This window comes from Thermus sp. NEB1569 (genome assembly GCF_022385295.1).
Taxonomy (GTDB): Bacteria; Deinococcota; Deinococci; order Deinococcales; family Thermaceae; genus Thermus; species Thermus scotoductus.
On sequence record NZ_CP092445.1, the window covers coordinates 151468 to 175286 of the forward strand.

Genomic DNA, 23819 nt, shown 5'->3' on the forward strand with positions numbered 1-23819 from the left:
TCCTACCCCATTATAGGCCTCGCTTACCCCTCCTCCGGGAGCCTCCTTCCCAGGAGGAGGGCCAGGGCGTAGAGGAAGGCGGCCAGGAGGAAGAGGGCAGGAAAGCCCAGGCGGTCCACCAGGTATCCCCCGAGAACCGGGGAGAAGGCGAAAACCCCTGCCAGGGTGTTGGCGAGGCCGATGGCGGCGCTCCGCTCCCCGGGCGGGGCCAGGTTCAGGAGGTAGGTGGTGGTGGAAAGCCCCAAGGCGGCCAGGTAGGCCCCCTGGAGGAGGAAGACCAAACCGAAGAGGTGCCGGGGTAGGAGAAGGGCCAGAAGGGGAGTGAGGAGGGCCAGGAAAGCCCCGGCCTGGAGCACCCCCTTGGAGCCCCGCTCCGCCAGCCTGGCCCAAAGCAGGTTGGAAAGGGTGAAGGAAAGGGCGTAAAGGGAGAGGTAAAGGCCCAGCTCCTGTCCCTGTCCCAGGGTGCGCACCGCATACACCGCATAAAAGGGCTCGGCCATCCCCGCAAGGCCCAGGAGAACCCGCACCCGGAGGTAGCGGCGGAAGCCTTGGTGCTGGAGGGGCAGGCGCAGGGAGATCCTTTCCTCCTTGGGGGGTTCTTCCGGCTCCCGGGTGAGACCGAAAAGGTACCAGCCCATGCCAAAGGCCAAGGCTCCCAGGGCGAAGAGGAGGGCGTAGGGAAGGGGAAAGGGAAGGGGAAGGGCAAGGATTCCCCGGACCCCGAAGCCCGCCAGGAAGGCCAGAAGCCCTCCGATGAGGTTCCGGGCGGAGAAGAGGTGGGCCCGGCGCTCCACGGGCGTGGTCTTGGCCACCACCTCCCAGAAGGGGAGGCTACTGACCCCGGTGAAGAGGGCATTCAGGAGAAGGCCCGCGAGGAAGCCCGCAAGGAGGAGGTGGGGCCAGGGACCCAGGAAGAAGGTGGCCAGGGCCATGAGGATCACCCCGGAAAGCCTTAGGGCCGCCACCTTCCGGTAGAGCACGATCTTCCGGGGAAAGCGGGCCACGTAGGGGGCCAGGAAGGCCTGGGGGATCATACCTCCAGCCTGCAGCAAGGCGGGGAGGAGGCCGATTAAGGCTCCCGGGGCCCCCAGCTTGGCGGCGAAGCTGGTGAGGACGATGTTGGGGTTCAAGAAGGTATCCCCCAGCCACACCAGCCAGCCGTTGAGCACCGCCAGGCGGTAGTTGCGCTCCCGAAGGTCTAAGATGGTGAGGATGCTGCTTCTTCCTTCCCTTGGGCCCTTCCACATCCTGCATCCACGCTACAACGCCGCCACGGTGCTGGCCCTTTTGGAAAAGGCCGGTGCCCCCGTCCTCTACCTGGCCTCCCACTCGGAGGAAAGCCTGCGGGAAGGGCTTTGGCGGGAGGAGGACCCCCTTCTCTTTCACCTGCTTCCCTGGGCGGAGGCGAGGGGCATCCCTGTGGTGGCCCTGGACGAGGAGGCGCACCTTAAGGAGGAAGCCGAGGCCTTCCGCCAAGCCCTAGCCCAGCATCCCTTGGGTAAGCCCCATCTGGAGAGGATGCAGGCCTTTGATCAGGAGCTTTTGCAGCTCCTCAAGACCCCCCTTACCCCGGAGGTCCTGGGCTCCCAGGCCTTCCTGGACCATCTGGGCCAAATCTACGAGGGGTACGCCCAGACCTTCGGGGAAGGTCCGGCCACGGGATTCCGGGCCCGCCGCATGGAAAGGGTGGCGGAGGCTTTGAGGGGCCGGGAAGGGGTAGTGGTGGCGGAGCTTCTGGACTACCTCCTTCTGGCCAAGAGCTTTCCCGAGGCCTTGCCCAAGGTCCATGTGCCCACGGAGGCGGAACGGCAAAGGGCTCTTTTGGACCGGGCCTGGCAGCTTAAGGAAGAGGACGACTGGACAGGGCTTCTTGAAGGGCTCTTCGCCATTGGAGGCCCTGAGGCCCTTTACCTGGCGGCCCAGATCTACCTGGCGGCGGGGGAGTGGCAGGAGGCCTTAAGCCTCATGGAGGAGGTGTTCCGCATGGATTTCCAGCACCCCGGCTACCTGCCGGGCTACGTGCTGGCCCGCTTTGGCCAGCTATTGGACCTGGCCGGGGAAAGGGAGCGGGCCCTGAGGGCCTACCGGGGGGTCCTGGCCCTCTCCTGGGCCCCGGAGGAAGCCAGGACCCTCGCCTTGGCCGGGCTGAGGAGCCCTTTCCGGCTTCCCTAGCCCTCTGGGGCATTTGTCCCGGTGGCCCTTGTCTAAGATGGAACCATGGAGGTGGAGATTCGCCGTGCCCGCCACGCTGCGTACCTCCGCCTGGCCGCGGCCCACGCGGGGCCCCTGGGGCCTGCCCTTTTAGGGCATCCCGAGCTGGCTCCCCTGTACTCCAAGGCCTATGCGGCCTGTGGGGGTGCGGAGGGGCTTCCCTGTGCTGGGGTGGGGGGGGAGCCCAGGGTGTGCGTGGTGCGGCGGCTGGAGCATCTGGCCTACAGCGCCCTGCGGGGGGGCAAGCGCCGGCGGGAGCAGGAGAAGGCCATGGTGGAAGGGCTTCTGGTGTGCATGGGCCACCTGACCCGGGAGTTTCCCCCCGAGTTTACCCCCGTTCTCGAGGCCACCCGCAAGGCCCTGGAAAAGGACCTGGAGTATCTTCGCAAGGAGCTTGCTGAAAGGGAAACAAGCCGGGTTTCCTGAGGTGGGAAACCCGAAAGTGCAAAAGGCGTCCTCCTTTGGCCGGAGGGCGCGGAGTTTAAAGCAGGTGGTGCATCTTGCCCAAGATCAGCATCAGGGCCACGGTGCTGGCGGCCAGGACGATGAGCATCAACATAAAGAGGATAAAGCGCAGGTCAAAGGTTTCCCCCTCGGTGGTGAGCACGCGGGGGTTCAGGATCAGGTAGAAGAGCAGGGTAACCAGGGCGGCTCCCAAGGCAAACAGCGCGATGTACATCATATTCTCCCTCCTGTTACCAGAGGCTGAGAAGCGCCTCCAGGCTTGCCCGTAAGTTTACCAAACCCACCCCGTAGGTGGGAATCCCCAAGGCCAAGCCCACGCTTCCCCAATAGGGCCCTGGGCTTATGGGTAGCCCAAGGGGAAGAGGAGGGCTTTCCCAGGGCCCGTAGGCCCGCACCTCCTGGTAGGTGAGGCCCGTGGGCGCCTCCACCCGCAGGACCAGGGGTTCCTCCTCAGCTTCCAGGGGTTGCCAGCCCCTTGGGGTTTCCTTGGCTCCCGGGAAGCCTTGGCCAAGCCCCTCCCCGGGAAAGGCTAAGAGGAGGCGGTCTGGGCGGGTTTTTTCCAGGAGGTGGGCCAGGGGTGCCCGGGTGGGGCCGGAAAGGGGAAGGCCCTCTAAGGTGGGAGAGAGGGGCGAGGGATCCAGGGCCAGAAGGATCCGTCCCCGAAAAGAGAGGCCGTTTAGAGCCTGGAGCACGGCCAAGGCCTCCTCGTAGGGGGCGTGGAGGAGGTAGGTCCTTCCTCCTCGGCCGCCTTCCAGGTAGCAGTAAAGGGTGCCGAATTCGTCCAGTCCTGCCCGGAGGTGTTCCGAGAGGACCTCGAGGTCTGCGGAAAGCTGTTCCAGCAAGGAGGAAACCATGTTCTCATGGTATCCTAAACCCCGTGCGCTACCTGGTCCTCTCCGACATCCACGGGAACTGGCCTGCCCTGGAGGCGGTGCTAAGGGCCGCTCCCTCCTTTGACCGGGTGCTTTTCCTGGGGGATGCGGTGGGCTACTATCCGGATGGGGACCGGGTGCTGGACTGGCTCATGGAGGTGGGGGCCCAGTGCGTCTTGGGCAACCACGATGCCTGGCTTCTGGCCCTGGACCGTTTGCCCCAGGAAGGGGTGGTCCTGGAGATCCTGGCCTGGCAACGGGAGCGGTTGTCCTCCAGGCACCTGGACTTCCTCTCCTCCTGGCCTTGGCAGCAGGAGGTGGAGGGGGCGCTTTTGGTCCACGGCAGCCCCTGCGATCCCCTGGAGTACCTGGACGAGCTGGAGCTGGCCCGCCAGGCCTTCGCCTGTACGGACCACCGCCTTACCTTCCACGGGCATACCCACCTGGCCGGGGCCTTTTTGGAGCTTTCCGGGCCCCGGCCTTGGGTGCGCTACCAGCGCTATAGCGCAGGAGGAGAGCTCCTTTTGCCTCCCACGGTGCGGGCCCTGGTCAACCCAGGTTCGGTGGGCCAGCCCCGCGACCACGTGCCGGGGGCGGCCTTTGCCCTTTGGGAAGGGGACCGGATCGCCTTTTTCCGGGTGGATTACGACCTGGAGGCGGTGGCCCAGCGCCTGGCGGAGGAGGGGTTTCCCACGTGGCTCTACGAGCGTCTGACCCTGGGGGAATAATCGGCCACGAGGCCATTTTGGAGCTCCTACCCCGGCTTGGCGCCTCCACCCTGCTCTTTTCGGGGCCGGAAGGGGTGGGGAGGCGCCGGGTGGCCCGCTGGTACGCCTGGGGGCTGAACCGGGGGTTTCCTCCCCCCGCCTTGGGGGAGCATCCCGACCTTCTGGAGATAGGTCCCCCGGAGCGGGGTTTGAAGGGGCGGGTGGAGATCCGCCTCGAGGAGGTGGAACCCCTTTTCGACTGGTTCGCCACCCACCCCCGGGAGCGGGTCAAGGTGGCCATCCTGGATGCCGCCCACCTCCTTACCGAGGCGGCGGCCAACGCCCTTTTGAAGCTTCTGGAGGAACCTCCCTCCTACGGGCGCATCGTCCTCATCGCCCCAAGCCGTGCCACCCTACTTCCCACCTTGGCCAGCCGGGCCCTGGAGGTGGCCTTTGCCCCGGTGCCTGAGGAGCGGCTTTACCCCTTGACCCAGGACCCGGAGCTTCTGGCTTACGCCGGCGGGGCTCCAGGCCGGCTCTTAAGGGCTCTGGCCGACCCCACTGCCTTTCGCGCCCGCATGGAGAAGGCCAGGGAGGTGGGTGGCGCCTCCTCCTGGCGGCGGTTTGGCCTCCTGAAGGAGCTCTTCGCGGACGAGGAAGGGATTTTCGCCCTTTATGCCGCCTTCCGCCACCGTCCGCAGGCGCTTCTGGCCCTCGAGGCCGCCTGGGAGGCTCTGGAGCGGTATGTGAGCCCGGACCTGGTCCTGGCCCGATTGGCCTTAGACTTGGAAACATGACCGTGGGCGTTCGCCTGCACGCCGATCTGCGCAAAGCCCGCACCCCTGTCCTGCGCTACTTCCGTTTCCAAGGGGATCCCCCACCCCTGGAGGCGTATGTGGTGGTGCGCACCAGCCGGGGCCTGGAGGTGGGCAAAGTGCGCACCCCGCCCCGCAAGGAGAAGGAGGCCGGGGAGGTGGTGCGCCTGGCCACCAAGGAGGATCTGGACCTGGCCTCGAGGCTCCGGGCCAGGGCGGAGGAGGCGACCTTTTACCTGCGGGCCCGCCTTCAGGAAGAGGGAGTGAGGGCCAAGGTCCTGGGGTGCGACTTCACCCTGGATGGCCGGCACCTCACCGTGCACTACGCCGCGGAGGAGCGGGTGAACCTCAAGCGCTTCACCCGGGAGCTTTCCGAGCGGTTCGGGGCCCGGGTGGAGTTTTTGGCCGAGGGCCCCCGGGAGGAGGCTGCCTACCTGGGCACCCTGGGTGCCTGCGGGATGGAGTCTTGCTGCTCCACCTGGCTACAGGGTTTCGCCCAGGTTTCCATCAAGCTGGCCCGCGACCAGGGGCTTCCCCTGAACCCCGAGAAGATCTCGGGTCCTTGCGGACGGCTCCTTTGCTGCCTGGCTTACGAGCATCCCGTGTACCAGGAGCTTTTGGCGGAGCTTCCCCGCAAAAACGCCCGGGTCTGCACCAAGGAGGGGGTGTGCGGCAAGGTGCAGAAGGTGAACCCCTTGAAGGGGACGGTGGAACTCCTCCTGGAGGAGGGGAAGGCGGTGGAGGTGTCCAAGGAGGAACTGGCTTAGGATGAGCGGAGCCCAGGTTTTCGCCCGAAAGGTGCGCCGCCTGGTGCTGAACCGCCAGGGCACCGAGGCCCAGATCTTCCTCCTTGCCCCTGGGGGGGAGGGTTTCCTCTACCTGCGCTCGGATGGCTTCGCCCACTTTGCCCAGGGTCTAGGGGCGGAGGAGGTGGCGGGCTTCACCTTGGAAAAGGGGCGAGTGGAGCTCCGCTTCCAAGACGGCAGCGCCCTCAGCCTCCGCTACCGCCTGGGGCGGTGGGTCAAGGTCCTTCACTTCTCGTAGGGCCTTCCCACCGCCGCCGGGGGTCGGCTCTTGCCCATGAAGCCCGCCAGCACCAGAACGGTGACCACGTAGGGGAAGGCCTGCACCAAGACCGCAGGCAGGATCTCCGTGCCCTGAAGCTGGATGGCCAAGGCGCTGGCGAAGCCGAAGAGCAGGGTGGAGAAAAGGATACCCAAGGGGTGCCACTTCCCGAAGATCATGGCTGCCAGGGAGATGAACCCCATTCCCGCCGACATGCCCCGCACGAACTGGTTGAGGAAGCCGATGGCCAGGTAGGCCCCGGCGAGGCCGGCCAAAACTCCGGAGAGCACCACCCCGATGTAGCGCATGCGGTACACGTTGATCCCCAGGGTGTCGGCGGCTTCGGGATGCTCGCCCACGGCCCTGAGGCGCAGGCCGAAGGGGGTCTTGAAGAGGACCCACCAGCTTAGGGGCACCAGGAGGAAGGCCAGGTAGACCAAGGGGGAAAGGGCAAAACCCTCGGAGCCCCAAAGGGGCAGGCGGTTTACCACCTCCTTGGAGTTGGTGGCGTTGCCGTAGAAGTAGGTGAGCACCAGGCTGGGGGCTCCCAGGGCCAGGAGGTTGATGGCGGTGGCGCTGATGATCTGGTCGGCCCGGTATTTGATGGAGACCACCGCATGCACCAGGGCCACCAGCCCTCCCACCAGCATGGCGCTTAGGACCCCAAGCCAGGGAAGCCAGGGATGGGGGCCGGGGCCTAAGGTGTGTTCCACCCTTTCCACCACCACCGCGGCGGTGAGGGCTCCGAAGAGGATGATGCCCTCGAGGGCGATGTTCACCACCCCGCTCCTTTCGGAGAACATCCCCCCCAAGGCGGTGAGCAAAAGGGGCGTGGTCTGGCGCAGGGTGGAAAAGAAGAGGGCGATCCAAAAGGCAGCGTCCAGGTTCATGGGGTCTCCTCCCTTTCCTCTCGCTTTCGGCTTTCTTCCCTAAGCTCCACCTCGGCTGCTCGCAGGGGGTCGGTGAAGTAGCGGGGCAAAAAGCCCCCTGCGGCGATGAAGAGAACGATCAAGGCCTGAAGCACCGCCACCAGTTCCCGGCTGATGCCGAGCTGCAGGTTCACCTGCAATCCGCCCGTGAGGAGGATGCCGAAAAGCCAGGCGGCGAGGCCCACCCCCAAGGGGGTGTTCTGGCCCATCAGGGCCACGGCGATGCCGTCAAAGCCCACGGAATAGGGAAGGGATTGCTTCAGGCGGTACTCGTCAATCCCCCCGCCCAGCACGTAGTGGGTGGCGGCCAGGCCCGCCAAGGCCCCTGCCAGGAACATGATGAGCACCATCTTCCGCCCGGCAAGCACCCCTCCGTACTCCGCCGCCTTGGGGGCCAGGCCCATGGCCCTAAGCTCGTACCCTCCCACGGTGCGGAAGACGTAGAAGTGGAAGAAGAGAAGGGCCAAAAGGGCCAAAAGGAAGGCCCCGTTGAGCCGCACCGAGGTGAGGTCGGGGCCGAAGTTCACCGCGGGTCCCGGTAGAAGGCCGCCCACCGCGTAGCCCGCCACTCCTCCGAGGAGGCCCATGAGCACCCGGTGGCCCAGGCTCTTCCGGGTGAGGAAGTAGCCCAATAGGCCCAGAAGGAGGGCGAAGGGCAAGGCCCAGGATAGCTCTCCCCCCGGGGCCAAAAGCTCGGTCCAATGGGGGATGCGGGCCTCGGGACGGATCTCGTGGCTACGGGCCTCGTACCCTGGGTATTTGAAGGGCAGGTACAGGGTGCGGCCGAAGAACTTGTACTCGTTGGCGGAGATGAGGAAAAGGAACAGACTTGCGGCGATGTAGTTCAGCATGATGGTGTTGATCACCTCGTGGGCCCCGAAGCGGGCCTTAAGCCAGCCGGGCAGGGCACCCCAAAGCCCTCCGGCTAAAGCGGCGGCCAGGATGGCGAGGGGCAGAACCAGCCACCTGGGTCCCGGCAGGTACACCCCCACCAGCATGGCGGCGATGGCCCCCAGGATGAGCTGCCCTGGGGCCCCGATGTTGAAAAGCCCTCCGCGGAAGCCCAAGGCCACGGCTAGCCCGGTGAAGATCAAGGGGGTGGCCAGGAGGAGGCTTTGCAGGAAGCCCGAGGGGTTGACCAGGGGGCTAAAAAGGAGCTGGTAGGTGTAGGTGATGAGGTCCAGCTTCAGCATCCAGGCTTCCCTTAGGGTCTCGGCCTCTCCTGGGGCCTTCTTCATCACCGCCACGATGACGCCGCCCAACAAGGAGGCCAGGAGGAGGGAGAAGAGGGGCACCACCACCCCCCGGCGGCGCACCAAAAAGGCCAGGCCACCCGGGGAGAAGAGCCTGGAAAGGAGGAGAAGGTAAAGGCTAAAGGCCAAGGTGGCGTAGCTGCCAAGCCCCAGGCTGTACCGCCTGAGGATGGGCCTTTCCGCACCCGCGTTCACCTGGGCCACGCTGGCTTGGAAGAGAAGGTAGGTGAGGAGGAAGAGGCCTAGGCCCAGGATCCCCATGAGGAAAAGCTTCCGGGCGGGCTTGGGAGTCCAGGCCAGGACCAGGGTGAAAGCCAGCCAGGCCAGGGAGGGATAGAAGACACCCCAAAGCCAGCCGTCCCCGTAGCCCGGGGGCAAGGTTCCCTGGGGGAGATGGTGGCCGAAGGGGCTTAAAAGCACGCCTTCCCCGCCAAAAAGGCGATGGGGTACCGCCCAGGGCGCCAGGTACCAGAGAAGGAGGAGAACCCCTCCCCCCAGGGCCACCAGGATTCCCAGGCGCTTACGGTCCTTCCACACGCCCACGATTGTACCCTAGTCCCGTAGGTCTACGGCCCCGGGCCGTGCTAGACTTCTTTCGTGGAGGTTTCTCCCCGGGAAAAGGCCGAGCGGGTGCGGCGCATGTTTGCGGAGATCGCTCCCCGCTACGACCTTTTGAACCGGCTTCTTTCCTTTGGCGCCGATCTTCGCTGGCGCAGGCGGGCGGTGGCCCTGGCTTTGGAAAAAAATCCCGGGCGCATCCTGGACCTGGCCACGGGTACGGGAGACCTGGCCCTTATGTTGAAGAGGAAGGCGCCCACGGCTCAGGTGGTGGGGGCGGACTTCGCCCTGCCCATGCTGGAGATCGCCCGCAGGAAAGCCCGGGCGCAGGGCCTTGCGGTGGAGTTTCTGGAAGCCGATGCCCTGTCCCTGCCTTTTCCCCAAGGGAGCTTTGAGGCCATCACCATCGCCTTCGGTTTCCGCAACTTCGCCGACTACCGTAAGGCTCTTTTCGAGCTCCGCCGGGTCCTGGCCCCGGGGGGGCGGCTGGTCATCCTGGAGTTTCCCCCGCCTCCCAGGGGGGTCTTTGGCCTGGTTTACCGGGTTTACTTCCAGAGGCTCCTTCCCTTCCTGGGGGGGGTGATCTCGGGTAGCTTCGGGGCCTACCGCTACCTGCCGGAAAGCGTGGAGGCCTTTCCCCCGCCGGAAGCCTTAAAGGGCATGATGGAGGAGGCGGGCTTCAAGGTGCGCTACGAACTCCTTACCTTCGGGGTGGCTGCCATCCACATCGGGGACCTCGAGGCCGGGTCAGCCCGATAGGGCTACCTTGCGGCTTCCTCCAGCTCCTCGTCTGTGGGGATACGGCCAACTTTCAGGTTTTCCACCAGGTAGCGGGCCATGCGCCCGAGGGCGTCCCGCACCCTGCGCCACTCCCCCAGGGGCTTTCCCGAGGGGTCGGGGAAGAAAACATGGCGCTTTGCCGTCTTTGCGGGGTAGGCGGGGCAGGCTTCCTTGGCGGCATCGCACACGGTGAGAACCAGGTGGAAGTCCCAGGGATCGGGGAGCTCAAAAAGGGTTTTGGAGAAGTGCCCCGTGGGGTCAATCCCCACCTCGGCCATCACCCGCTTGGCCTCCTCCTTGACGAAGGTCTTCTCGGTGCCGGCGGAGTGGACCTCGAGGTCCACTCCCATTTCCCTGGCCCAGTGCCGGAGCCAGCCCTCCGCCATCTGGCTGCGGGCGGAGTTGTGGGTGCAAAGAACCAAAAGACGCATCCTATAAACCTAACCTTCCCCAGGTCAGGGGACGGTCAGGAAGGTGCCCGGCTGGGCTAGGCAAGCCTCCTCTCCAGCTCCTCCACCTTCTCAGCCAGAACCGCAAACCCCCTTCGCCAGAAGGCGGGGCTTTCCAGGTCAAAGCCGTAGCGGGCCGCCAGCTCCTTGGCCCGGTACATGCCCGAGGTGGCCAGAAGCTCCTCGTAGCGCCCGGCAAAGCCCGGGTCCTCCTTGGCCTCCTGGTACACGGCCAAGCCGAAGAGGAGGCCGAAGGTGTAGGGGTAGTTGTAGAAGTCGGAGCCGTAGTAGTGCCCCTTCACCGCCCACATGTAGGCATGGTGGGTGGCGAGGACCTCCCCGTAGGCCTCCTTCTGGGCCTTCAGCATGAGCTCCTTGAACTCCCTGGGGGAAAGCTCCCGGGCCTTCCTTCCCTCAAAGACCCAGGACTCAAAGAGGAAGCGGCTATAGATGTCCACCACCACCTGGGCCGCTCCTTGCAGGTAGGCGTCCAGGATGAGAAGCCCCTCTTCCGGGGAGACTTCCTTAAGGGCCGCCTCCACCACCAGGGTTTCGTTCATGATGCTGGCGGTCTCCGCCAGGGTCATGGGCACCTCCCGCAGGCTGGCGGGCACCCGGGCCAGGGCGAAGTTGTGGTAGGCGTGGCCCAGCTCGTGGGCCAGGGTGGAAACCGACTCAAAGCTTTCCTCGTAGTTGGCCAGGATGAGGCTTTTTCCCCCGCCCCTTCCCATGCAGTAAGCCCCGCCGATCTTGCCCTTGCGGGGCAGGAGGTCCATCCAGCGCTCTTGGAATGCGGTTTCCGCCACTTTAGCGGCGTTCGGGACCAGGGTGGCGAGCTTTTCCCGGATGAAGTCCCGGGCCTCCTCCAGGCTCCAGCGCCGGCCCTTTCCGATGGGGGCAAAGAGGTCCCACCAGTCCAGCCTTTCCTTGCCCAGAGCCTTGGCCTTCAGGAGGTAGTAGCGGTGGAAGAGGGGAAGGCTTTCCCGTACCGCTTCCAGGAGGGCCATGAGGGCCTTCCGGGTGATGCGGTTTCGGTGCAGGCTGGGCTCGAGGTCATCCCGGTAGCCCCGCCTGCGGTTCAGGACAGAGGCTTCCCCCTTGACCCCGTTTAGGGCGTAGGCCAGGGGCACCTCGTGGCCTTCCCAGGCTTTGAGCTCCGCCTGGTAGGCCTTCTTGCGCACCTCCTCCTCGGGGCGGAAGTAGAGGTTCCGCACCTGGGTGATGGGCAACTCCTCCCCGTCCACTACCGCGGTGATCTGGCTGGTGAGGTTCTCGTGGAGCTTGGACCAGGCCTGGCGTCCGGAGAGGGATAGTTCCGCCGCCAAGACCTCCTCTCCTTCGGGCATCATGTGCAGGGCTTCCTCCCGGGCCTCCTCCACCAGGATGCGGTAAGGCCCCGCCTCCTCGGGGTCCTGCAGGGCCAGGTAGCGGGTGAGGCGGGGCCTTAGGCGGGCGAAGTCCAGGAAGAGCACCTCCAGCTCGGAGAGCTTGGCCAAGGCGGCCTCGTCGGTGGTGTCGGCGGTGAAGCGGGCGTAGAGGTAGGCCCAAAGGGGGGTGGATTCCTCCAAAAGGGCGTCCAGGGAGGCCAGGACCTCCTTTAGAGGGGCTTGTTGGTCCACCTGCTCCTTGAGCTGACCAATCCGCTTCCTCACGCCTTCCCAGGCTGCCTGGAACTCGGGGCTTTCCAGGCCGGGGAAAAGGGGGGTTAGATCCCACGTGGTTTCCATGGCCCCACTATACCTGACCCGCGGGTCAGCCGTGGTATACTCTGGCTTCGTGGAGGGTTTTCCCGTATCCGTACCCATACAGGTGCGCTTCCGCGACCTGGATGCCCTGGGGCATGTGAATAACGCGGTCTACCTCACCTACTTTGAGGTGGCCCGCGCCGCTTACTTCCAGAGATTGGAAAGGGACTGGGTGGAGAAGGGGCATTTCATCCTGGCCCGGGCGGAGGTTGATTTTCTGAAGCCCGTTTTCCTCGAGGATCCCGTGGAGGTGGGGGTGCGGGTGGTGCGCATCGGGCGGAGTAGCTTTGACATGGAGTACCTCCTCCTGGCCAGGGGGGAGGAGGCTGCTCGGGGCAAGACGGTCCAGGTTTGGCTGGAAGGAGGCAGGCCTGCTCCTTTGCCCCCGGTCATCCGAGGGCGCATAGAGGCCCTGGAAGGCCGCTCCTTCTAGCCCTTCAGCACCACCACCGTGACCCCATGCCCGCCCTCGTGGGGAGGGGCGTCGGCGAAGGTTTCCACCCGTTTGTCCCGCCTTAGGGCCTCGCGGATGGCCTGCCTTAGGGCTCCGGTACCCTTGCCGTGAAGGAGGCGCAGGGTGGGGAGGCCCAAGGCGCGGGCCTCCTCCAGGGCGGAGTCCACCTCCAGGAGGGCTTCCTCCACGGTAAGCCCCCTGAGGTCCACCTCCTTCACCTCCCTTCGCGGTTTTAGGCCGATGGCCTTTGGGGTTTCCTGGGCCTTAAGGGGGGTGAGCTCCTTGGCCTTCACCGTCATCTTCACCGGGCCCACCTGGACCAGGGCTTCCTCTCCCCTTAGCTCCAAAAGCCTTCCCTGACGCCTCAGGGAGGGGATCTCCACCATCTGTCCCGCCTCGAGGCCCCTAGGCACCTCCCAGGCACCCTTGGGCGTGGCCCTGGCATACCTTTCCCTCAGGGCCAAAAGCTCCCGCAGGGCGTCCTTTTTCCCTTGGGTTTTGGCCTTTTCCTTGAGGGCTTTGAGCTCGGCCTCCACCTTTAGGAGCTTCTGGCGGACCTCCTCCTCCAGGGCCTTGAGCCTTTCCTGCCGCTCCTCCTCAAAACGGGCTTCCCGTTCCTCCAGCCGCTTCCTTAAGGCTTCCACCTGGGCCATCTGGGAGAGGAGTTGGCTTCTTTCCTCCTCCAGGCGTAACCTTTCCGCCTCCAGCTCCTCCAGGAGGGCTTCCAGCCTTCCCCCCTGGGGCAGAAGGCTTTCCGCCCGCTTCAGCACCGCCTCGGGCAGGGAAAGCCTCCTGGCGATGGCTAGGGCGTAGCTCCGCCCAGGCACCCCCAGGACCAGCTCGTAGGTGGGGCGCAGGCCCTCCAGGTCAAAGCGCATGGAGGCGTTTTGGATGCCCGCTCGCCCCTGGGCGAAGGCCTTCAGGGGGGAGAGGTGGGTGGTGACCAGGCCCTTGACCCCTTTTTCCAGGAGGGCTTCCAGGATGGCCTGGGAAAGGGCGGCTCCCTCCTCGGGGTCGGTGCCGCTACCCAGCTCGTCGATGAGGACCAGGCTTTGGGCCGTGGCGCTTTCCAGCATCTCCTTGAGCCTTCTTAAGTGTCCGGCGAAGGTGGAAAGGTTTTCCTGAAGGGATTGCTCATCGCCGATGTCGGCGAAGACCCTGTCGGGCCAGGCCAAGGTGGCCTTCTTGGCCGCCACGAAAAGCCCCGACTGGGCCATGAGCACCGCAAGGCCCAGGGTTTTTAGGAGGGCCGTCTTTCCCCCCATGTTGGGGCCGGAGATGAGGATGAGGCGCTTTTCCCCGTCCAGGGCCAGGGAGTTGGGGACGGGATTGGGGATGAGGGGGTGGAAGGCTTGGAAAAGCTCGTAGGCTTCCCCGAAGCGGGGCCGGCTAAGCCCGAAATCCCGGGCCAGGGCTGCCTGGGCCTGGACGAGGTCCAGAAGGCCCAGGGCCTTAAGGGTGCCGGACAGTTCCTCATCGGCCGCCAGGGCCTCGGAAAGCTCCCGTAGGATGCGGTTTACCTCCTCCTCCTCCTGAAGGCGCAGGGTTTGGAGGCGGTTGTTCAGCTTCACCACGGAAAGGGGTTCTATGAAAAGGGTGGCCCCGGATTCGGACTCATCCAGGAGAAGGCCGGGAATCCTTTGGGCCATCCCCGCGCGCACGGGGATACAGTAGCGCTCGCGGCGCAGGGTGACGAACCGGTCCTGGATCGCCTCGGGGTGGCGGTCCATGAGGGCGTAGAGTTTGTCCAGGATCTGTTGGCGCAGGGGCTTGAGTTCCCGGCGGATGGCGAAAAGCTTGGGGCTTGCCTCATCCCGCACGGCTCCTTCCTCGTCCAGGGCTTTCCTGATCTTGGCGAGGAAGGCCCCGTGGTCCCCGATGCCCGCCGCCACCTGGCTCAGGAGGTTTTGTAGGGGAAGAAGCTCCTCCTTGAGGGCTATGGCCTCCTCCAGGGCCTGGGCTCCTTTAAGGAGCTCGAGGCCCGAAAGCCTGGCCCCGCCTTGGGCTTTTTGGTAGGCTTCCTCGAGGGCCCCCGCCTCGGGAAGGGTGTAGGGATAGGCTAAGGCCTCCTGGGTTAGCTGGTGGCGCCTTTCCGCCTCCTCCTGGGAGAGGGGGGCAAGGGCCAAGGCCAGCCTTCGCCCCAAGGGGGTCTTGGCCCTTTCCGCCAGGAGGGCGCGGACCTTGGGGAACTCCAGGACCTCGAGGACATCCCGCACAAAGGTCCAGTATACCGGGAAACCCTAGCGTCTCAACAGGCGCAGAAGAAGGGAGAAGGCAACCTGGCCACCTGGGCCCAGGGCCTTTTCCAGAAGTAAGCCTACCCGGCCCAGCCGTCCAAGGGGTAGGAGGGAAAGAAGCCCAGCGAGGAGGGAGAGGAGCCGCCTGCGCTCCTCTGGGGTAAGGTTTCCCCAGCGGGCCTTGACCTCCTGGAGCAAGGCGGCAAGCCGCCTGCGGAAGCCAGGAGTCATGGGGTCTTCCCCACCCTGGCGCAAGCCAGGGTGGGGTGGTATTAGGGTTTCCATCCGCACCAAGAGGCCTCCTTCAGTTGGGGAAGCCTCTTTGGGTTGGATCCGGGGCTTGCCCACCCGGCGCGCCTTTGGGCCAAACCGCTTAAGCCGCATGGGTTTCCATTATAAGGGCTGGAAGAGGAGGTAAGTGGCCTCCACTTCCCCTTCCACCTCTCTTTCCGTCAGCAGGTCCAGCCCCCGGGGGAGGGTGAGCCTGGTCCCCTTTGGGGCGAAAAAAGCCCAGACCTCCTGGCCTTGGTAGCGCCTTCTGAAGGCCAACACTCCTTTGCCAGCCTCTAAGGGAAGAAGCCCTCCCAGGCGCAGGGCAGGGTGGGTGCGCTTAAGCTTTACCAGCCTGCGGATCAGGGTCAAGACCTCGAGGTTCCATGCGCTTTCGTTCCAGGGGAAGGGAGCCCGGCAGTAGGGATCCCCTTGCCACTTTGCGTAGGGGTTGGGTTGGGAAAGGCCCACCTCGTCCCCGTAGTAGATGGCGGGGCTTCCCGGGAAGGCGAAGAGGAGGGCATAGGCCAGCTTGAAGCGCTCCTTGTCCCCCCTTAGTCGCCAAAGGGCCCGGGGGATGTCGTGGGAGGAGACGAAGGTGTACATGGCGTGGCGTACCTGGAGGGGTAGGGCCTGGTAATGGTCCCAAAGCGCCGCCCAGGCTGCCTGGGCCTCCACGGACACCGCTTTCCCATGCACGTCCCGCCCGGAGAGCCACTCCATCACCGGGTGGGCGAAGCCCGCGTAGTGCATGGCCCCGTCCAGGGTGTGGGCCCGCAGGGTGGGGATGGTGTCGTAGGAAAGCTCCCCGAAGACCAGGGCATCCTCCCGCTCCTCCTTGGCGGCCCGGGCGAGGGCCCTAAGCCAGCGGGCGTTTTTCCGGTTCGTGCCCCCTTCCCCGATGGAGTGGGCCACGTCCAGCCGCCAGCCGTGGGCAAGGCGCATCCAGTAGCGGACGGGGGCCTTGGAGCTATGGACGAAGCGCTCCTGGGTAAGGGAGGAGGCGTAGTCCAGCTTAGGCATGTGCTTCACGCCCCAGAAGCTGGCGTAGCTCCCGTCCGGATAAAAGGTAAACATCCCTCGTTCGGGGGCGGTGGGGTCTTCCAGGGCCTTCTGGAACCAGGGGTGGGTCGCCCCCACGTGGTTGAAAACCCCGTCCAGGATGAGCCGCATCCCCCGGGCCTCGAGGGCCTCGTAGAGCGCCCTAAGCGCCTCCTCCCCCCCCAGGTGGGGGTCCACCCTTAGGTAGTCCTCGGTGTCGTAGCGGTGGCTACTGGGGCTTTGGAAGATGGGGGTGAGGTAGAGAACCTCCACCCCCAGGCCCTCCAAGTAGGGGAGGGCCTCCAGAACCCCCCACAAATCCCCCCCGTAGAACTCCCGGGCCCCGTCCTCCCCCGGGGGCTCGTCCCAGGCCTTGCGCCGGATGGGCTTCCCCCCGTAAAGCCAGGCCCCCTCCTTTGGGGCAAGCTCGGGGCGCCCCTGGCGGAAGCGGTCGGGGAAAATCTGGTAGTAAACCGCTCCCAAGGCCCACTCCGGGGGGTGCGGCCCCGCCAGGAGGTGGAAGAAGCGGTCGTAGCGGGGGAGGGTTTTCTCCAGGCCGTGGCTTCCCAAAAAGCCTTGGGGCAAGCGGAAGCAGTAGCGGAAGGGGCTTGCGTGCACCGCCACCCGGGCCCTAAGCCCCCCAGGAGCCGGCCGCAGCGGCTTCTGGTGGAGCTCGCCGTCCTTCTCGTAAAGGAGGAACCCCTCCTTGGCGGGGGTTTCTAGGAAAAGCTCCACCTCATCCCCCAGGCTGGGGAAGGGTGGATGGACGTGCTCCAGGTCGTGGTAGGTCATTCTTTCACCGCCCCAGCGGTGTACCCGGAAACAAAGTACTGCTGGAAGCCGTAGAAGAGGAAGAGGATGGGCAAGGAGCCCAAGACGCTGGCCGCAGCGAAGATGCCCCACTTGGTCTGGAACTGCCCGGTGGTGAAGCTTCTTAGGCCCACCCCCACGTTCCAGCTCTCCACCCCGGTGAGCACCAGGTTGGCCAGGACGAACTCCGAGTAGGTGCCCACGAACTGCAGGAGGAAGATGAAGACGAACATGGGGGCGGAGAGGGGAAGGAGGATCCTGGTGAAGACCTGCCACCTCGTGGCCCCGTCCACCATGGCCGCCTCCTCGAGGCTCGGGCTGATGCTCTCCAGATAGCCCTTGTAGACCCAGGTGCCGAAGCTGATGATCCCCCCGGAGTAGGCCAGGACCAACCCCGTGAAGGTGTTCAGGAGGTCCAGCCGGGAAAGCAGGTAGTAGATGGCCACCAGGGCCAAGAAGCCCGGGAACATCTGCACGAAGATGAAGAAGAGGAGCATGGGGTAGCGCCCCGGCAGGTGGCGGAAGCGGGCGAAGGCGTAGCCCGCCGTGGCGGTGAGGAGGACGGCGAGGAGGCCCGTGAGCCCCGAGATCAAGAAGGTGTTCCGCACCCAAAGGAGGAACTTGGTCTCGGTTCCCTGCCCGGTGAACTGCCTGGGGGAGAGGAGGAGGGCTAGGGCGAAGACTAAAAGGGCCATGAGGAGAAGGAGCCTTCCCTGCCAGAGGTTCATCCAGTCCTCCTCGGGCAGGAGGCGGCGCAGGAGGCCGATCAGGGCCACCCCCACAAGGGCCAGCCCCGCCAGGAGGAGGAGACCCACCTGGTAGGGGTAGAGGATCACTCCTTCCATCAGCTTGGCGTAGTTTTCCAGGGAGGGGTTGGGCAGGTAGGGGATCACCTTGGCGTCCAGCAGGAGGAACCCCGTTTCGGGGCGGCGGAAGCTGAAGAGGTTGTTGGTGGGGTCAAAGCTGGCGGCCACCACCTGGACCACGGGGTAGTAGACCAAGAGGATCAGCACCCAGAGGAAGAGGTGGGTGATCCCCTGGAGGAAAAGGGGCCAGGGGCTCCGCCTCCGCCCCTGCAGGCGGTTGGCCACCGCAGTGTGCAGGAGGCTGTAGAGCAGCAGGAGGAGCACAAGCCCCAAGAGGAAGCCCAGGGCATAGGCCCAGCCGTAGGGGACGAAAATGCTTCCGAAGGCCACCTGCTTGCGGTAGGACCCTTCGTCAAAGAGGCGGTTTGCGGCGAACCAGTAAACCCCGTAAAGGACAAGGCCCATAAAGAGGAAGCCCAAGGCCTTTCGCATCTACCGCACCTCCCTTAAAACCCCCGTAACGCGGAAGTTCACCAGGCTAATGAGCACGGTGATGGCGAAGATGATGAGGCTAATCGCCGCCCCCAGGCCGTAGGCCGACTGCCCCTCGGCGCTGAAGGCCGTCTTGTAGGCCCAGGAGATGAGGATGTCCGTAGCCTGGGCCGTGGCCAGACGGCCCTCCTGGGCCGGGCCACCCCCGGTGAGGAGGTAGATGAGGTAGAAGTTGTTGAAGTTGAAGGCGAAGGAGGAGAGGAGGATGGGCAGCATGGGCTTCTCCAGAAGGGGGAGGGTGATGTGGCGAAGGGCCTGCCAGGGGGTGGCCCCGTCCACCTTGGCCGCCTCGTAGAGCTCGTCGGGGATGGTGGAAAGGGCCCCCAGGGTGGCCGTCATCATGTAGGGGAAGCCGAGCCAGAGGTTCACGAGGAGGACGGCCACCTTGGCCCAGTCGGGGTCGTTGAGCCAGGGGATGGGGTAGATGCCTAAGACTCCCAGGAGCCGGTTGATGGCCCCGAAGTTGTAGTTGAGGAGGGCCACCCAGACCTGGACGGTGATGACCCCGGGCAGGGCCCAGGAGATGATGAGGGCCGTGCGGTAGAAGTTCCTGAGCTTCATGGCCTTGTTGTTGAGCACGAGGCCCAGCACCAGGCCGAGGAGGGCGTTCAGAAGCACGGTGCTGGCGGCGAAGACCACGTTCCAGGCGAAGACGGGCAGGAGGGCCTGGTTCGCCTGGGAGAGGATGAAGGCGAAGTTCTTCAGGCCCACGAAGCGGAAGGCGTTCACCTTGGCCACGAACTCCGCTGGGAAGGGAGGGGTTCGGTCCAGGAGGAGGGTTTTTCCCTCCACCTCCAGGATGCGGGCCCGCAGGCGGTGCCCCTCGGCGTAGACCTCCACCGGTTCCCCCTGGCAGGGGTCGCACCGCAGGGCCTCCTTGGCGTCGGTCTCGAGGACGAGCCGCGCCCCTTCCTGCCCCACCACCCGGGTTTCTGTGGAGCGGTCGGGGAAGCCATTGCGGGCCCCAGAGTAGTCGGTGAAGGCCAGGTAGACCGTGAGACCTATAGGGTAGAGGGTGAACACCAGGAGGAAGGCCAGGGCGGGGAGGAAGTAGTACCAGTCCGTAAGCCAAGGGAAAAGCCGCCCCAAGGCCACCGCCCCCGGTACCAGGACCAAAAGGGCCAAGACCAGGATGGTCCAACCCGGAGGGGCCAGGTAGGCCTCGAGGGCCAGATATCCCAGGATGCCCACCCCTGTGGACAGGATCAGGAGGCCCAAAAGCAAGGACAGGGCCAGGAGAAAACCCTTAAGGCCAGGAGGGTGTTTCATGGCTTAAAGATACGCCCCCCACGGGGGAAGGAGGTCCCATGGGGGGCCGACATGCCATTGAGTCCTATCAACGGAGACTTGGGGAGGTTTGCCGGGGTCCCTGCCCTGGCGGCAGCCAGGGTGGGGCGGTATTACCTCCCGATGCCCTTCTTGATCTCGGCCACCATGTCCTCCACGATCTTCCTCACGTTGGAGTCAGGCCGCTGGATGGCCAGGTTGATGGCGTTGGCCCACGGACCCCATACCTTGCCCATCTCAGGGATGTTGGGCATGGGGGTACCCAGGGCGAAGACCTTGGAGAAGCCCGCCACCACGGGGTCTTTTTCCAGGGCCTTCACGGCGCTCTTGGACACGGGGATGCGGCCGCCTGCCTGGTTGAAGGAAACCAGGTTCTTGCCGGTGACCAGGGTCTTGGCGAAGTTGACTGCGGCGGTCTTGTTCTTGGAGTAGGCGTTCACCGCCACCCCCTGCACTCCCAGGAAAGGCCCCCAGGGGTTCTTGGCCCCGGGCGGGGTGGGGAAAGGGGCGATGCCGAAGTCGATCTTGGCCTTCTTGTAGTCCCCAAGCGCCCAGGGGCCGTTGATGATCATGGCCAGGGCCCCGTCCTTGAAGGCCCCGTCCGCCACCCCGTAGTCCACGCCCTCGGGCACCAGGTTGTACTTGAAGCGGAGGTCCTTGATGAACTGGAGGGCCTTCTCCCCCACCTCGCCCCCGATGAGGAGCTTGGAGGGGTCAAGGTTGCCCTTTTGGTCCTTGCCGAAGACGTTCTCCGCCCCATAGGCCTTGAAGAAGCCAAAGTTGAAGTAGGGCTCCCCGATGTTGTAGAGGAAGCCGAAGGTGGAGCCGGTGGTGTGCTGGCGGGCCAGGGCCAGGAACTCCTCCCAGGTCTTGGGGGCTTCCTTCACGTACTTTTTGTTGTAGATGAGGGCCACGCTTTCCGCGAAGGCGGGCAGGCCGAAGAGCCTACCCCCGAAGGTGAAGGCCTCCACCGCCACCTCCTGGAGGTCGGCGAGGTAGCTTTGCGTCACGTACTTGCCCATGGGCTCCAGCACCCCGGCCCGGGCCATCTCCCCCAGCCAGTCGTGGGGCACGGTGACCAAGAGGTCCGCCGCCTGCCCCTGGGGGGCGCCCAGGATAAACTTCTGCTTGATGTCCCCGAAGGGGACCTCCACCACCTCCACCTTGGTGCCGGAGGTCTTCTCGTAGGCCCGGGCCTGGGCCTTCAGCCACTCCAGCTCGGGGCCGCCGAAGTGGGTCCAGACGGTGATCTTCCCCTGGGCAAGGGCCAAGGAAAGGCCTAGGGCCAATAGCGCGACGAGCTTCCTCATACTCCACCTCCAGGCGCGTGGTAACGCTTCCTCCAAGGGTTTTTCCCGCGCCCTTCGGGTAAAGGATACCATCTCCAGACTGGGACACAAGTCCCCCTAGTGGAGGGCCCGCACCACCTCAAAGGCGATGAGGGCCAGGATGCCCACCTCCACCGCCTGGGTTCTCAGGTGCACCACCTCCTCGGTGACCATCTCGTAGGTGGCCTCGAGGACCCTAAGCTTCTCCTCCAGGCTCCGTTCCAGCTCGTGGGCCCCGTAAAGCTCCAAGGCGGCCCGGTAGATCTTGGCGTAGAAGAGGTCCTCGGTGATGCGCAAGGCCCCCTCCAGGCGGGCCCGCACATCGGCGATCTCCGCATGGCGGGCCATAAGGCGCCGCCGAAGGCGCTGGAGCTTACCATAGCCCCAAAGCCCCCGGTGCCTCAGCACCTGGGGAACGGCTTCCAACTCCTGGGTGAGGACCCCATCGTAATAGGAAAGCTCCAGAAGCTGGGCGTGCACGAACTCCACCAGGTCGGCCACGTCCCAGATGCCCTCCGAGTCCAGGATGAAGACCCGGTCAAAGCCCAAAAGGGCCAGGTCCTCGGTGGAGTAGCTGTAGCGGTAGCGCTCCATCTCCCGCCGGACCTCGGGGGCGAACTCCTCCCTGGCCCCCATCCAAAGGGGGGTGAGGTCCACAGGGGGGGCGTGGGCTTTTTCCCCTTCTATCCCCAGGGCGTGGTAGACGGTGAACTCCTCGCTCAGGCGCTTTTTCTCGGGGTGAAGGAGGGCGCCTTGCAGGTAGGGCTCGAGGGCCAAAAGCTCCGCCAGAAAAAACCCTTCCCAGAAGGGAAGCTCGGGCAAGGCCAGGGCCTTTTCCAAAAAGGCTTCCCAGGGCACCTTCTCCCCCAGGTGCACCCGGAAGGAAAGGGAGGCCACCCCAAACTCGTAGAGCCGGGCGGTGAGGAGGCCGGAGATTCCCTCCACGCTCCTCACCCCAAGCTCCAGCTGCGCCGGGGGGTTTTCGAAGCGCACCGCCCCCAGCCGGGGCCGGGAAAGACGGAGGCGAGGGGTAGACAGGCGGGAGAGGTCTATCTCATCCGCCAGGTCGTAGAGGCGATAGAGGGCGATGTGGGGTGAAAGGAGGTTCATGGAGAAAGAGCCTCATTCCAGCTTGGAGATCTCCCGGGGTGGGGGCCCGTGTTCATAGGCTTTCAGGAGGGCCCTTATAGCCTGGCCCCGGTGGGAGTATTGGGCCTTCTCCTCCAGGGTCATCTCCGCGAAGGTCTTACCCGCCTCGGGCACGTAGAAGAGGGGGTCGTACCCAAAGCCCCCTTCCCCCCGGGGAGCCTCGAGGATGTACCCCTCCACCTGTCCCTCGTAGGTTTCCACATGCCCGTCGGGGTAGGCCAGGACCAGGACCGCCACGAAGCGGGCCTTCCGCTCCTCCCCCTTGAGGGGGCGCATCCTCTCCAGGAGGTAGACGTTCCGCTCCTTATCGGTTTCCCTCCCCCCATAGCGGGCGGAGTAGACCCCCGGCTCCCCCCCCAGGGCGGGCACCACCAGGCCCGAGTCGTCAGCAAGGGCGGGCAGGCCCGTGGCCTTGGCCACGTAGGCGGCCTTGAGGAGGGCGTTTTCCAGGAAGGTGGCGCCCTCCTCCTTGGGCATGCGCAGGGGAAAGTCGGCCAGGGAAAGAAGGGTCCAGCCCAGAGGAGCCAGGCCCTTCTTAAGCTCCCGCACCTTCCCGGGGTTGCTGGTGGCCAAGACCAGGCGCATCCCTTCTAGGATACTCCCTTAAGGGCCTGGACCACTTCCTCCGGGGAATCCAGTGGGGTAAGGAGGGCAAGGTCTTTGGGATCGATGGCCCCTTGTTCTTTCAGGAACTCCATCCAGCTCAGAAGCCCTTGCCAGTACCCCCGGTCCAAGGCGAAGACGGGGAAGGGGTGGACCTTCTCCGTCTGGATGAGGACCAGGACCTCGGAGAGCTCGTCCAGGGTGCCGAACCCCCCGGGTAGGAAGACGAAGCCCACGGCGTAGCGCACGAAGAGTACCTTGCGCACGAAGAAGTAGCGCAAGGTCAGGGCGTGGGTCTGGTAGGGGTTGGGCTTCTGTTCGTGGGGAAGCTCGATGTTCAGGCCCACGCTGACCCCGCCCGCCTCGAAGGCCCCCCGGTTCACCGCCTCCATCACCCCGGGGCCGCCTCCCGTCACCACGCCGAAGCCTGCTTCCGCTAATGCCCTTCCCAGGCGGTAGCCCAGGGCGTAGGCGGGGTGGCCCTCCCCAAAGCGGGCGGAGCCGAAGACGGAAACCAAGGGCACCTCTATCTCCGAAAGGGTTTCAAACCCCTCCACGAACTCCGCCAGGATGCGGAAAAGCCGCCAGGCGTCCTCGTGGTGAAGCTGGTCTATCAGGGGCTTTTTGGGCATCACAGCTCCTCCAGACTCACCTGCTTTAGCTCCTCCACCCTTACCCCCAGGCGCTCCGCCAGGTTCCGGTAACTCTCCGGGTCCCCGGTGACCAAGTGTACCACCCGGCCTTGGCCTTCCGGGTTCAAAAGGCCCTCCCTCCTTAGGGTCCTAGCCACCTCCTCCGCCGTGGCCTCTGCGGAGTCAAGTAGCCGCACCCCCGGGAGGACCCTGGCCAGGGTACCCTTAAGGAAGGGATAGTGGGTGCAGCCCAGGATCAGGGCCTCGAGGTCCTGGGGGGCGTCCTCGAGGTAGTGCCGGGCCACCAAGAGGGCCACGGGGTCATCCCAAAGCCCTTCCTCCACCAAGGGCACGAAGAGGGGACAGGCCTTAGCCCAGGACACCTCCACATAGCGTTCGTAGGCCCGGCTTTCCACCGTGGCCTGGGTGCCGATGAGGCCCACCTTGCCGTACCCTCGTGCGGCCTTGGCCACGGGTTCCAGCACCCCGAAGACGGGCACTGAAAGATCCTCAGCCAGATCGGGAAGGGCCGCGGAGCTTGCGGTGTTGCAGGCGACCACGATGGCCTTGACCCCTTGCCGGAGCAAAAACCCCGCGATCTCCCAGGCAAAGCGCCGCACCATGGAAAGGGGTTTACTGCCGTAGGGTACCCGGGCGGTGTCGCCGAAATAGAGGAAATCCTCCTGGGGCAGGGCCCGGCGCAAGGCGGAGAGCACCGTAAGCCCGCCCACCCCCGAGTCAAAGACGCCGATGGGTCGCCTAGGGTCCTTCACGAGGTGCCATCATACCCTGGACGGAAAA

General features: G+C 65.3%; 25 protein-coding genes. 8 read left to right on the forward strand and 17 right to left on the reverse strand.

The window, feature by feature from the left end; all coding sequences use genetic code 11:
- Positions 1-23: 23 nt before the first annotated feature.
- Positions 24-1247, reverse strand: coding sequence for an MFS transporter (locus MI302_RS01295; protein WP_239725990.1), 1224 nt, complete (start codon positions 1245-1247; stop codon positions 24-26).
- Between MI302_RS01295 and MI302_RS01300 the strand changes: the two genes are divergently transcribed.
- Positions 1204-2172, forward strand: coding sequence for a hypothetical protein (locus MI302_RS01300; protein WP_239725991.1), 969 nt, complete (start codon positions 1204-1206; stop codon positions 2170-2172). The two genes, MI302_RS01295 and MI302_RS01300, sit on opposite strands and share 44 nt — an antisense overlap.
- A 45-nt stretch (positions 2173-2217) precedes the next feature.
- On the forward strand, positions 2218-2637 hold the full coding sequence (locus MI302_RS01305) for a hypothetical protein (protein WP_019550349.1): 420 nt from the start codon (positions 2218-2220) through the stop codon (positions 2635-2637).
- A 55-nt stretch (positions 2638-2692) separates the two neighbouring features.
- Here MI302_RS01305 and MI302_RS01310 read toward each other — a convergent pair whose 3' ends face one another.
- Together MI302_RS01310 and MI302_RS01315 are read right to left on the reverse strand one after the other, a co-directional pair.
- Positions 2693-2893 carry a hypothetical protein gene (locus MI302_RS01310; RefSeq protein WP_239725992.1) on the reverse strand — a complete coding sequence of 67 codons (201 nt, stop codon included), beginning with the start codon at positions 2891-2893 and terminating at the stop codon, positions 2693-2695.
- A gap of 13 nt (positions 2894-2906) precedes the next feature.
- Positions 2907-3530: a hypothetical protein gene (locus MI302_RS01315; protein ID WP_239725993.1), complete on the reverse strand. Its 624-nt coding sequence runs from the start codon at positions 3528-3530 to the stop codon at positions 2907-2909.
- A 23-nt stretch (positions 3531-3553) separates the two neighbouring features.
- On the opposite strand from MI302_RS01315, the gene MI302_RS01320 reads away from it, so the two are divergent.
- From MI302_RS01320 to MI302_RS01335, 4 genes are read left to right on the forward strand one after another with little or no spacing between them, the layout of a single operon-like run.
- Positions 3554-4276 carry a metallophosphoesterase gene (locus MI302_RS01320; RefSeq protein ID WP_239725994.1) on the forward strand — a complete coding sequence of 241 codons (723 nt, stop codon included), beginning with the start codon at positions 3554-3556 and terminating at the stop codon, positions 4274-4276.
- On the forward strand, positions 4243-5052 hold the full coding sequence (locus tag MI302_RS01325) for a DNA polymerase III subunit delta' (RefSeq protein ID WP_126205237.1): 810 nt from the start codon (positions 4243-4245) through the stop codon (positions 5050-5052). The genes MI302_RS01320 and MI302_RS01325 overlap by 34 nt, the downstream gene beginning before the upstream one ends.
- Positions 5049-5837 carry a regulatory iron-sulfur-containing complex subunit RicT gene (locus MI302_RS01330; protein WP_239725995.1) on the forward strand — a complete coding sequence of 263 codons (789 nt, stop codon included), beginning with the start codon at positions 5049-5051 and terminating at the stop codon, positions 5835-5837. The genes MI302_RS01325 and MI302_RS01330 overlap by 4 nt, the downstream gene beginning before the upstream one ends.
- A 1-nt stretch (position 5838) precedes the next feature.
- The gene (locus MI302_RS01335) at positions 5839-6114 is read left to right on the forward strand and encodes a hypothetical protein (protein WP_239725996.1); all 276 of its coding nucleotides are present in this window, start codon (positions 5839-5841) and stop codon (positions 6112-6114) included.
- Here MI302_RS01335 and MI302_RS01340 read toward each other — a convergent pair.
- Complete coding sequence (locus MI302_RS01340) at positions 6102-7025, reverse strand: ABC transporter permease (RefSeq protein WP_019550342.1); 924 nt, start codon at positions 7023-7025, stop codon at positions 6102-6104. The genes MI302_RS01335 and MI302_RS01340 overlap by 13 nt on opposite strands.
- The gene (locus tag MI302_RS01345; protein ID WP_239725997.1) at positions 7022-8854 is read right to left on the reverse strand and encodes an ABC transporter permease; all 1833 of its coding nucleotides are present in this window, start codon (positions 8852-8854) and stop codon (positions 7022-7024) included. The genes MI302_RS01340 and MI302_RS01345 overlap by 4 nt, the downstream gene beginning before the upstream one ends.
- 102 nt (positions 8855-8956) lie before the next feature.
- On the opposite strand from MI302_RS01345, the gene ubiE reads away from it, so the two are divergent.
- Complete coding sequence (gene ubiE, locus MI302_RS01350; protein ID WP_239726482.1) at positions 8957-9634, forward strand: bifunctional demethylmenaquinone methyltransferase/2-methoxy-6-polyprenyl-1,4-benzoquinol methylase UbiE; 678 nt, start codon at positions 8957-8959, stop codon at positions 9632-9634.
- 2 nt (positions 9635-9636) lie between these two features.
- Here ubiE and MI302_RS01355 read toward each other — a convergent pair whose 3' ends face one another.
- Together MI302_RS01355 and MI302_RS01360 are read right to left on the reverse strand one after the other, a co-directional pair.
- Positions 9637-10086, reverse strand: a complete 450-nt coding sequence (locus MI302_RS01355) for an arsenate reductase ArsC (protein ID WP_239725998.1) — start codon at positions 10084-10086, stop codon at positions 9637-9639.
- 56 nt (positions 10087-10142) lie between these two features.
- Positions 10143-11831, reverse strand: coding sequence for a M3 family oligoendopeptidase (locus MI302_RS01360; RefSeq protein WP_015718207.1), 1689 nt, complete (start codon positions 11829-11831; stop codon positions 10143-10145).
- Positions 11832-11880: 49 nt separating this feature from the next.
- Here MI302_RS01360 and MI302_RS01365 point away from each other — a divergent pair, with 49 nt between their 5' ends.
- Entirely contained in the window at positions 11881-12282 is a 402-nt protein-coding gene (locus MI302_RS01365; RefSeq protein ID WP_015718206.1) for a thioesterase family protein, read from the forward strand.
- Here MI302_RS01365 and MI302_RS01370 read toward each other — a convergent pair.
- The 10 genes from MI302_RS01370 to murI all read right to left on the reverse strand — a co-directional run bounded on the left by MI302_RS01370 (position 12279) and on the right by murI (position 23791).
- Positions 12279-14519: an endonuclease MutS2 gene (locus MI302_RS01370; RefSeq protein ID WP_239725999.1), complete on the reverse strand. Its 2241-nt coding sequence runs from the start codon at positions 14517-14519 to the stop codon at positions 12279-12281. The genes MI302_RS01365 and MI302_RS01370 overlap by 4 nt on opposite strands.
- Positions 14520-14543: 24 nt before the next feature.
- Positions 14544-14924 carry a hypothetical protein gene (locus tag MI302_RS01375; RefSeq protein WP_239726000.1) on the reverse strand — a complete coding sequence of 127 codons (381 nt, stop codon included), beginning with the start codon at positions 14922-14924 and terminating at the stop codon, positions 14544-14546.
- 9 nt (positions 14925-14933) lie between these two features.
- A complete protein-coding gene (locus MI302_RS01380; protein WP_239726001.1) occupies positions 14934-16643 on the reverse strand; it encodes a glycoside hydrolase family 13 protein in 1710 nt (569 codons plus the stop codon).
- Positions 16640-17959 (reverse strand): sugar ABC transporter permease, encoded by a 1320-nt coding sequence (locus tag MI302_RS01385; RefSeq protein WP_239726002.1) that lies wholly within the window; start codon positions 17957-17959, stop codon positions 16640-16642. Before MI302_RS01385 ends, MI302_RS01380 begins: the two co-directional genes overlap by 4 nt.
- On the reverse strand, positions 17960-19288 hold the full coding sequence (locus MI302_RS01390) for an ABC transporter permease subunit (protein WP_239726003.1): 1329 nt from the start codon (positions 19286-19288) through the stop codon (positions 17960-17962).
- Positions 19289-19419: 131 nt separating this feature from the next.
- Positions 19420-20616: a maltose ABC transporter substrate-binding protein gene (locus MI302_RS01395; protein ID WP_239726004.1), complete on the reverse strand. Its 1197-nt coding sequence runs from the start codon at positions 20614-20616 to the stop codon at positions 19420-19422.
- Positions 20617-20712: 96 nt separating this feature from the next.
- Positions 20713-21744 (reverse strand): hypothetical protein, encoded by a 1032-nt coding sequence (locus MI302_RS01400; RefSeq protein ID WP_239726005.1) that lies wholly within the window; start codon positions 21742-21744, stop codon positions 20713-20715.
- 12 nt (positions 21745-21756) lie between these two features.
- Positions 21757-22368, reverse strand: a complete 612-nt coding sequence (locus MI302_RS01405) for an XTP/dITP diphosphatase (protein ID WP_239726006.1) — start codon at positions 22366-22368, stop codon at positions 21757-21759.
- 5 nt (positions 22369-22373) lie between these two features.
- Positions 22374-23018 carry a TIGR00730 family Rossman fold protein gene (locus MI302_RS01410; RefSeq protein WP_126247807.1) on the reverse strand — a complete coding sequence of 215 codons (645 nt, stop codon included), beginning with the start codon at positions 23016-23018 and terminating at the stop codon, positions 22374-22376.
- Positions 23018-23791 carry a glutamate racemase gene (murI, locus tag MI302_RS01415; RefSeq protein ID WP_239726007.1) on the reverse strand — a complete coding sequence of 258 codons (774 nt, stop codon included), beginning with the start codon at positions 23789-23791 and terminating at the stop codon, positions 23018-23020. The genes MI302_RS01410 and murI overlap by 1 nt, the downstream gene beginning before the upstream one ends.
- Positions 23792-23819: the final 28 nt, after the last annotated feature.

Excerpts from the sequence above, each read along its gene's own strand:
- MI302_RS01305 (WP_019550349.1), top strand. The coding sequence starts at position 2,218 with ATGGAGGTGGAGATTCGCCGTGCCCGCCACGCTGCGTACCTCCGCCTG.
- MI302_RS01390 (WP_239726003.1), bottom strand. The coding sequence starts at position 19,288 with ATGAAACACCCTCCTGGCCTTAAGGGTTTTCTCCTGGCCCTGTCCTTG.
- MI302_RS01295 (WP_239725990.1), bottom strand. The coding sequence starts at position 1,247 with ATGTGGAAGGGCCCAAGGGAAGGAAGAAGCAGCATCCTCACCATCTTA.
- MI302_RS01335 (WP_239725996.1), top strand. The coding sequence starts at position 5,839 with ATGAGCGGAGCCCAGGTTTTCGCCCGAAAGGTGCGCCGCCTGGTGCTG.
- MI302_RS01395 (WP_239726004.1), bottom strand. The coding sequence starts at position 20,616 with ATGAGGAAGCTCGTCGCGCTATTGGCCCTAGGCCTTTCCTTGGCCCTT.
- MI302_RS01360 (WP_015718207.1), bottom strand. The coding sequence starts at position 11,831 with ATGGAAACCACGTGGGATCTAACCCCCCTTTTCCCCGGCCTGGAAAGC.
- MI302_RS01410 (WP_126247807.1), bottom strand. The coding sequence starts at position 23,018 with ATGCCCAAAAAGCCCCTGATAGACCAGCTTCACCACGAGGACGCCTGG.
- MI302_RS01300 (WP_239725991.1), top strand. The coding sequence starts at position 1,204 with ATGGTGAGGATGCTGCTTCTTCCTTCCCTTGGGCCCTTCCACATCCTG.
- MI302_RS01400 (WP_239726005.1), bottom strand. The coding sequence starts at position 21,744 with ATGAACCTCCTTTCACCCCACATCGCCCTCTATCGCCTCTACGACCTG.
- MI302_RS01310 (WP_239725992.1), bottom strand. The coding sequence starts at position 2,893 with ATGATGTACATCGCGCTGTTTGCCTTGGGAGCCGCCCTGGTTACCCTG.
- MI302_RS01315 (WP_239725993.1), bottom strand. The coding sequence starts at position 3,530 with ATGGTTTCCTCCTTGCTGGAACAGCTTTCCGCAGACCTCGAGGTCCTC.
- MI302_RS01355 (WP_239725998.1), bottom strand. The coding sequence starts at position 10,086 with ATGCGTCTTTTGGTTCTTTGCACCCACAACTCCGCCCGCAGCCAGATG.
- ubiE (WP_239726482.1), top strand. The coding sequence starts at position 8,957 with ATGTTTGCGGAGATCGCTCCCCGCTACGACCTTTTGAACCGGCTTCTT.
- MI302_RS01380 (WP_239726001.1), bottom strand. The coding sequence starts at position 16,643 with ATGACCTACCACGACCTGGAGCACGTCCATCCACCCTTCCCCAGCCTG.
- MI302_RS01385 (WP_239726002.1), bottom strand. The coding sequence starts at position 17,959 with ATGCGAAAGGCCTTGGGCTTCCTCTTTATGGGCCTTGTCCTTTACGGG.
- MI302_RS01330 (WP_239725995.1), top strand. The coding sequence starts at position 5,049 with ATGACCGTGGGCGTTCGCCTGCACGCCGATCTGCGCAAAGCCCGCACC.
- MI302_RS01405 (WP_239726006.1), bottom strand. The coding sequence starts at position 22,368 with ATGCGCCTGGTCTTGGCCACCAGCAACCCCGGGAAGGTGCGGGAGCTT.
- MI302_RS01375 (WP_239726000.1), bottom strand. The coding sequence starts at position 14,924 with ATGCGGCTTAAGCGGTTTGGCCCAAAGGCGCGCCGGGTGGGCAAGCCC.
- MI302_RS01340 (WP_019550342.1), bottom strand. The coding sequence starts at position 7,025 with ATGAACCTGGACGCTGCCTTTTGGATCGCCCTCTTCTTTTCCACCCTG.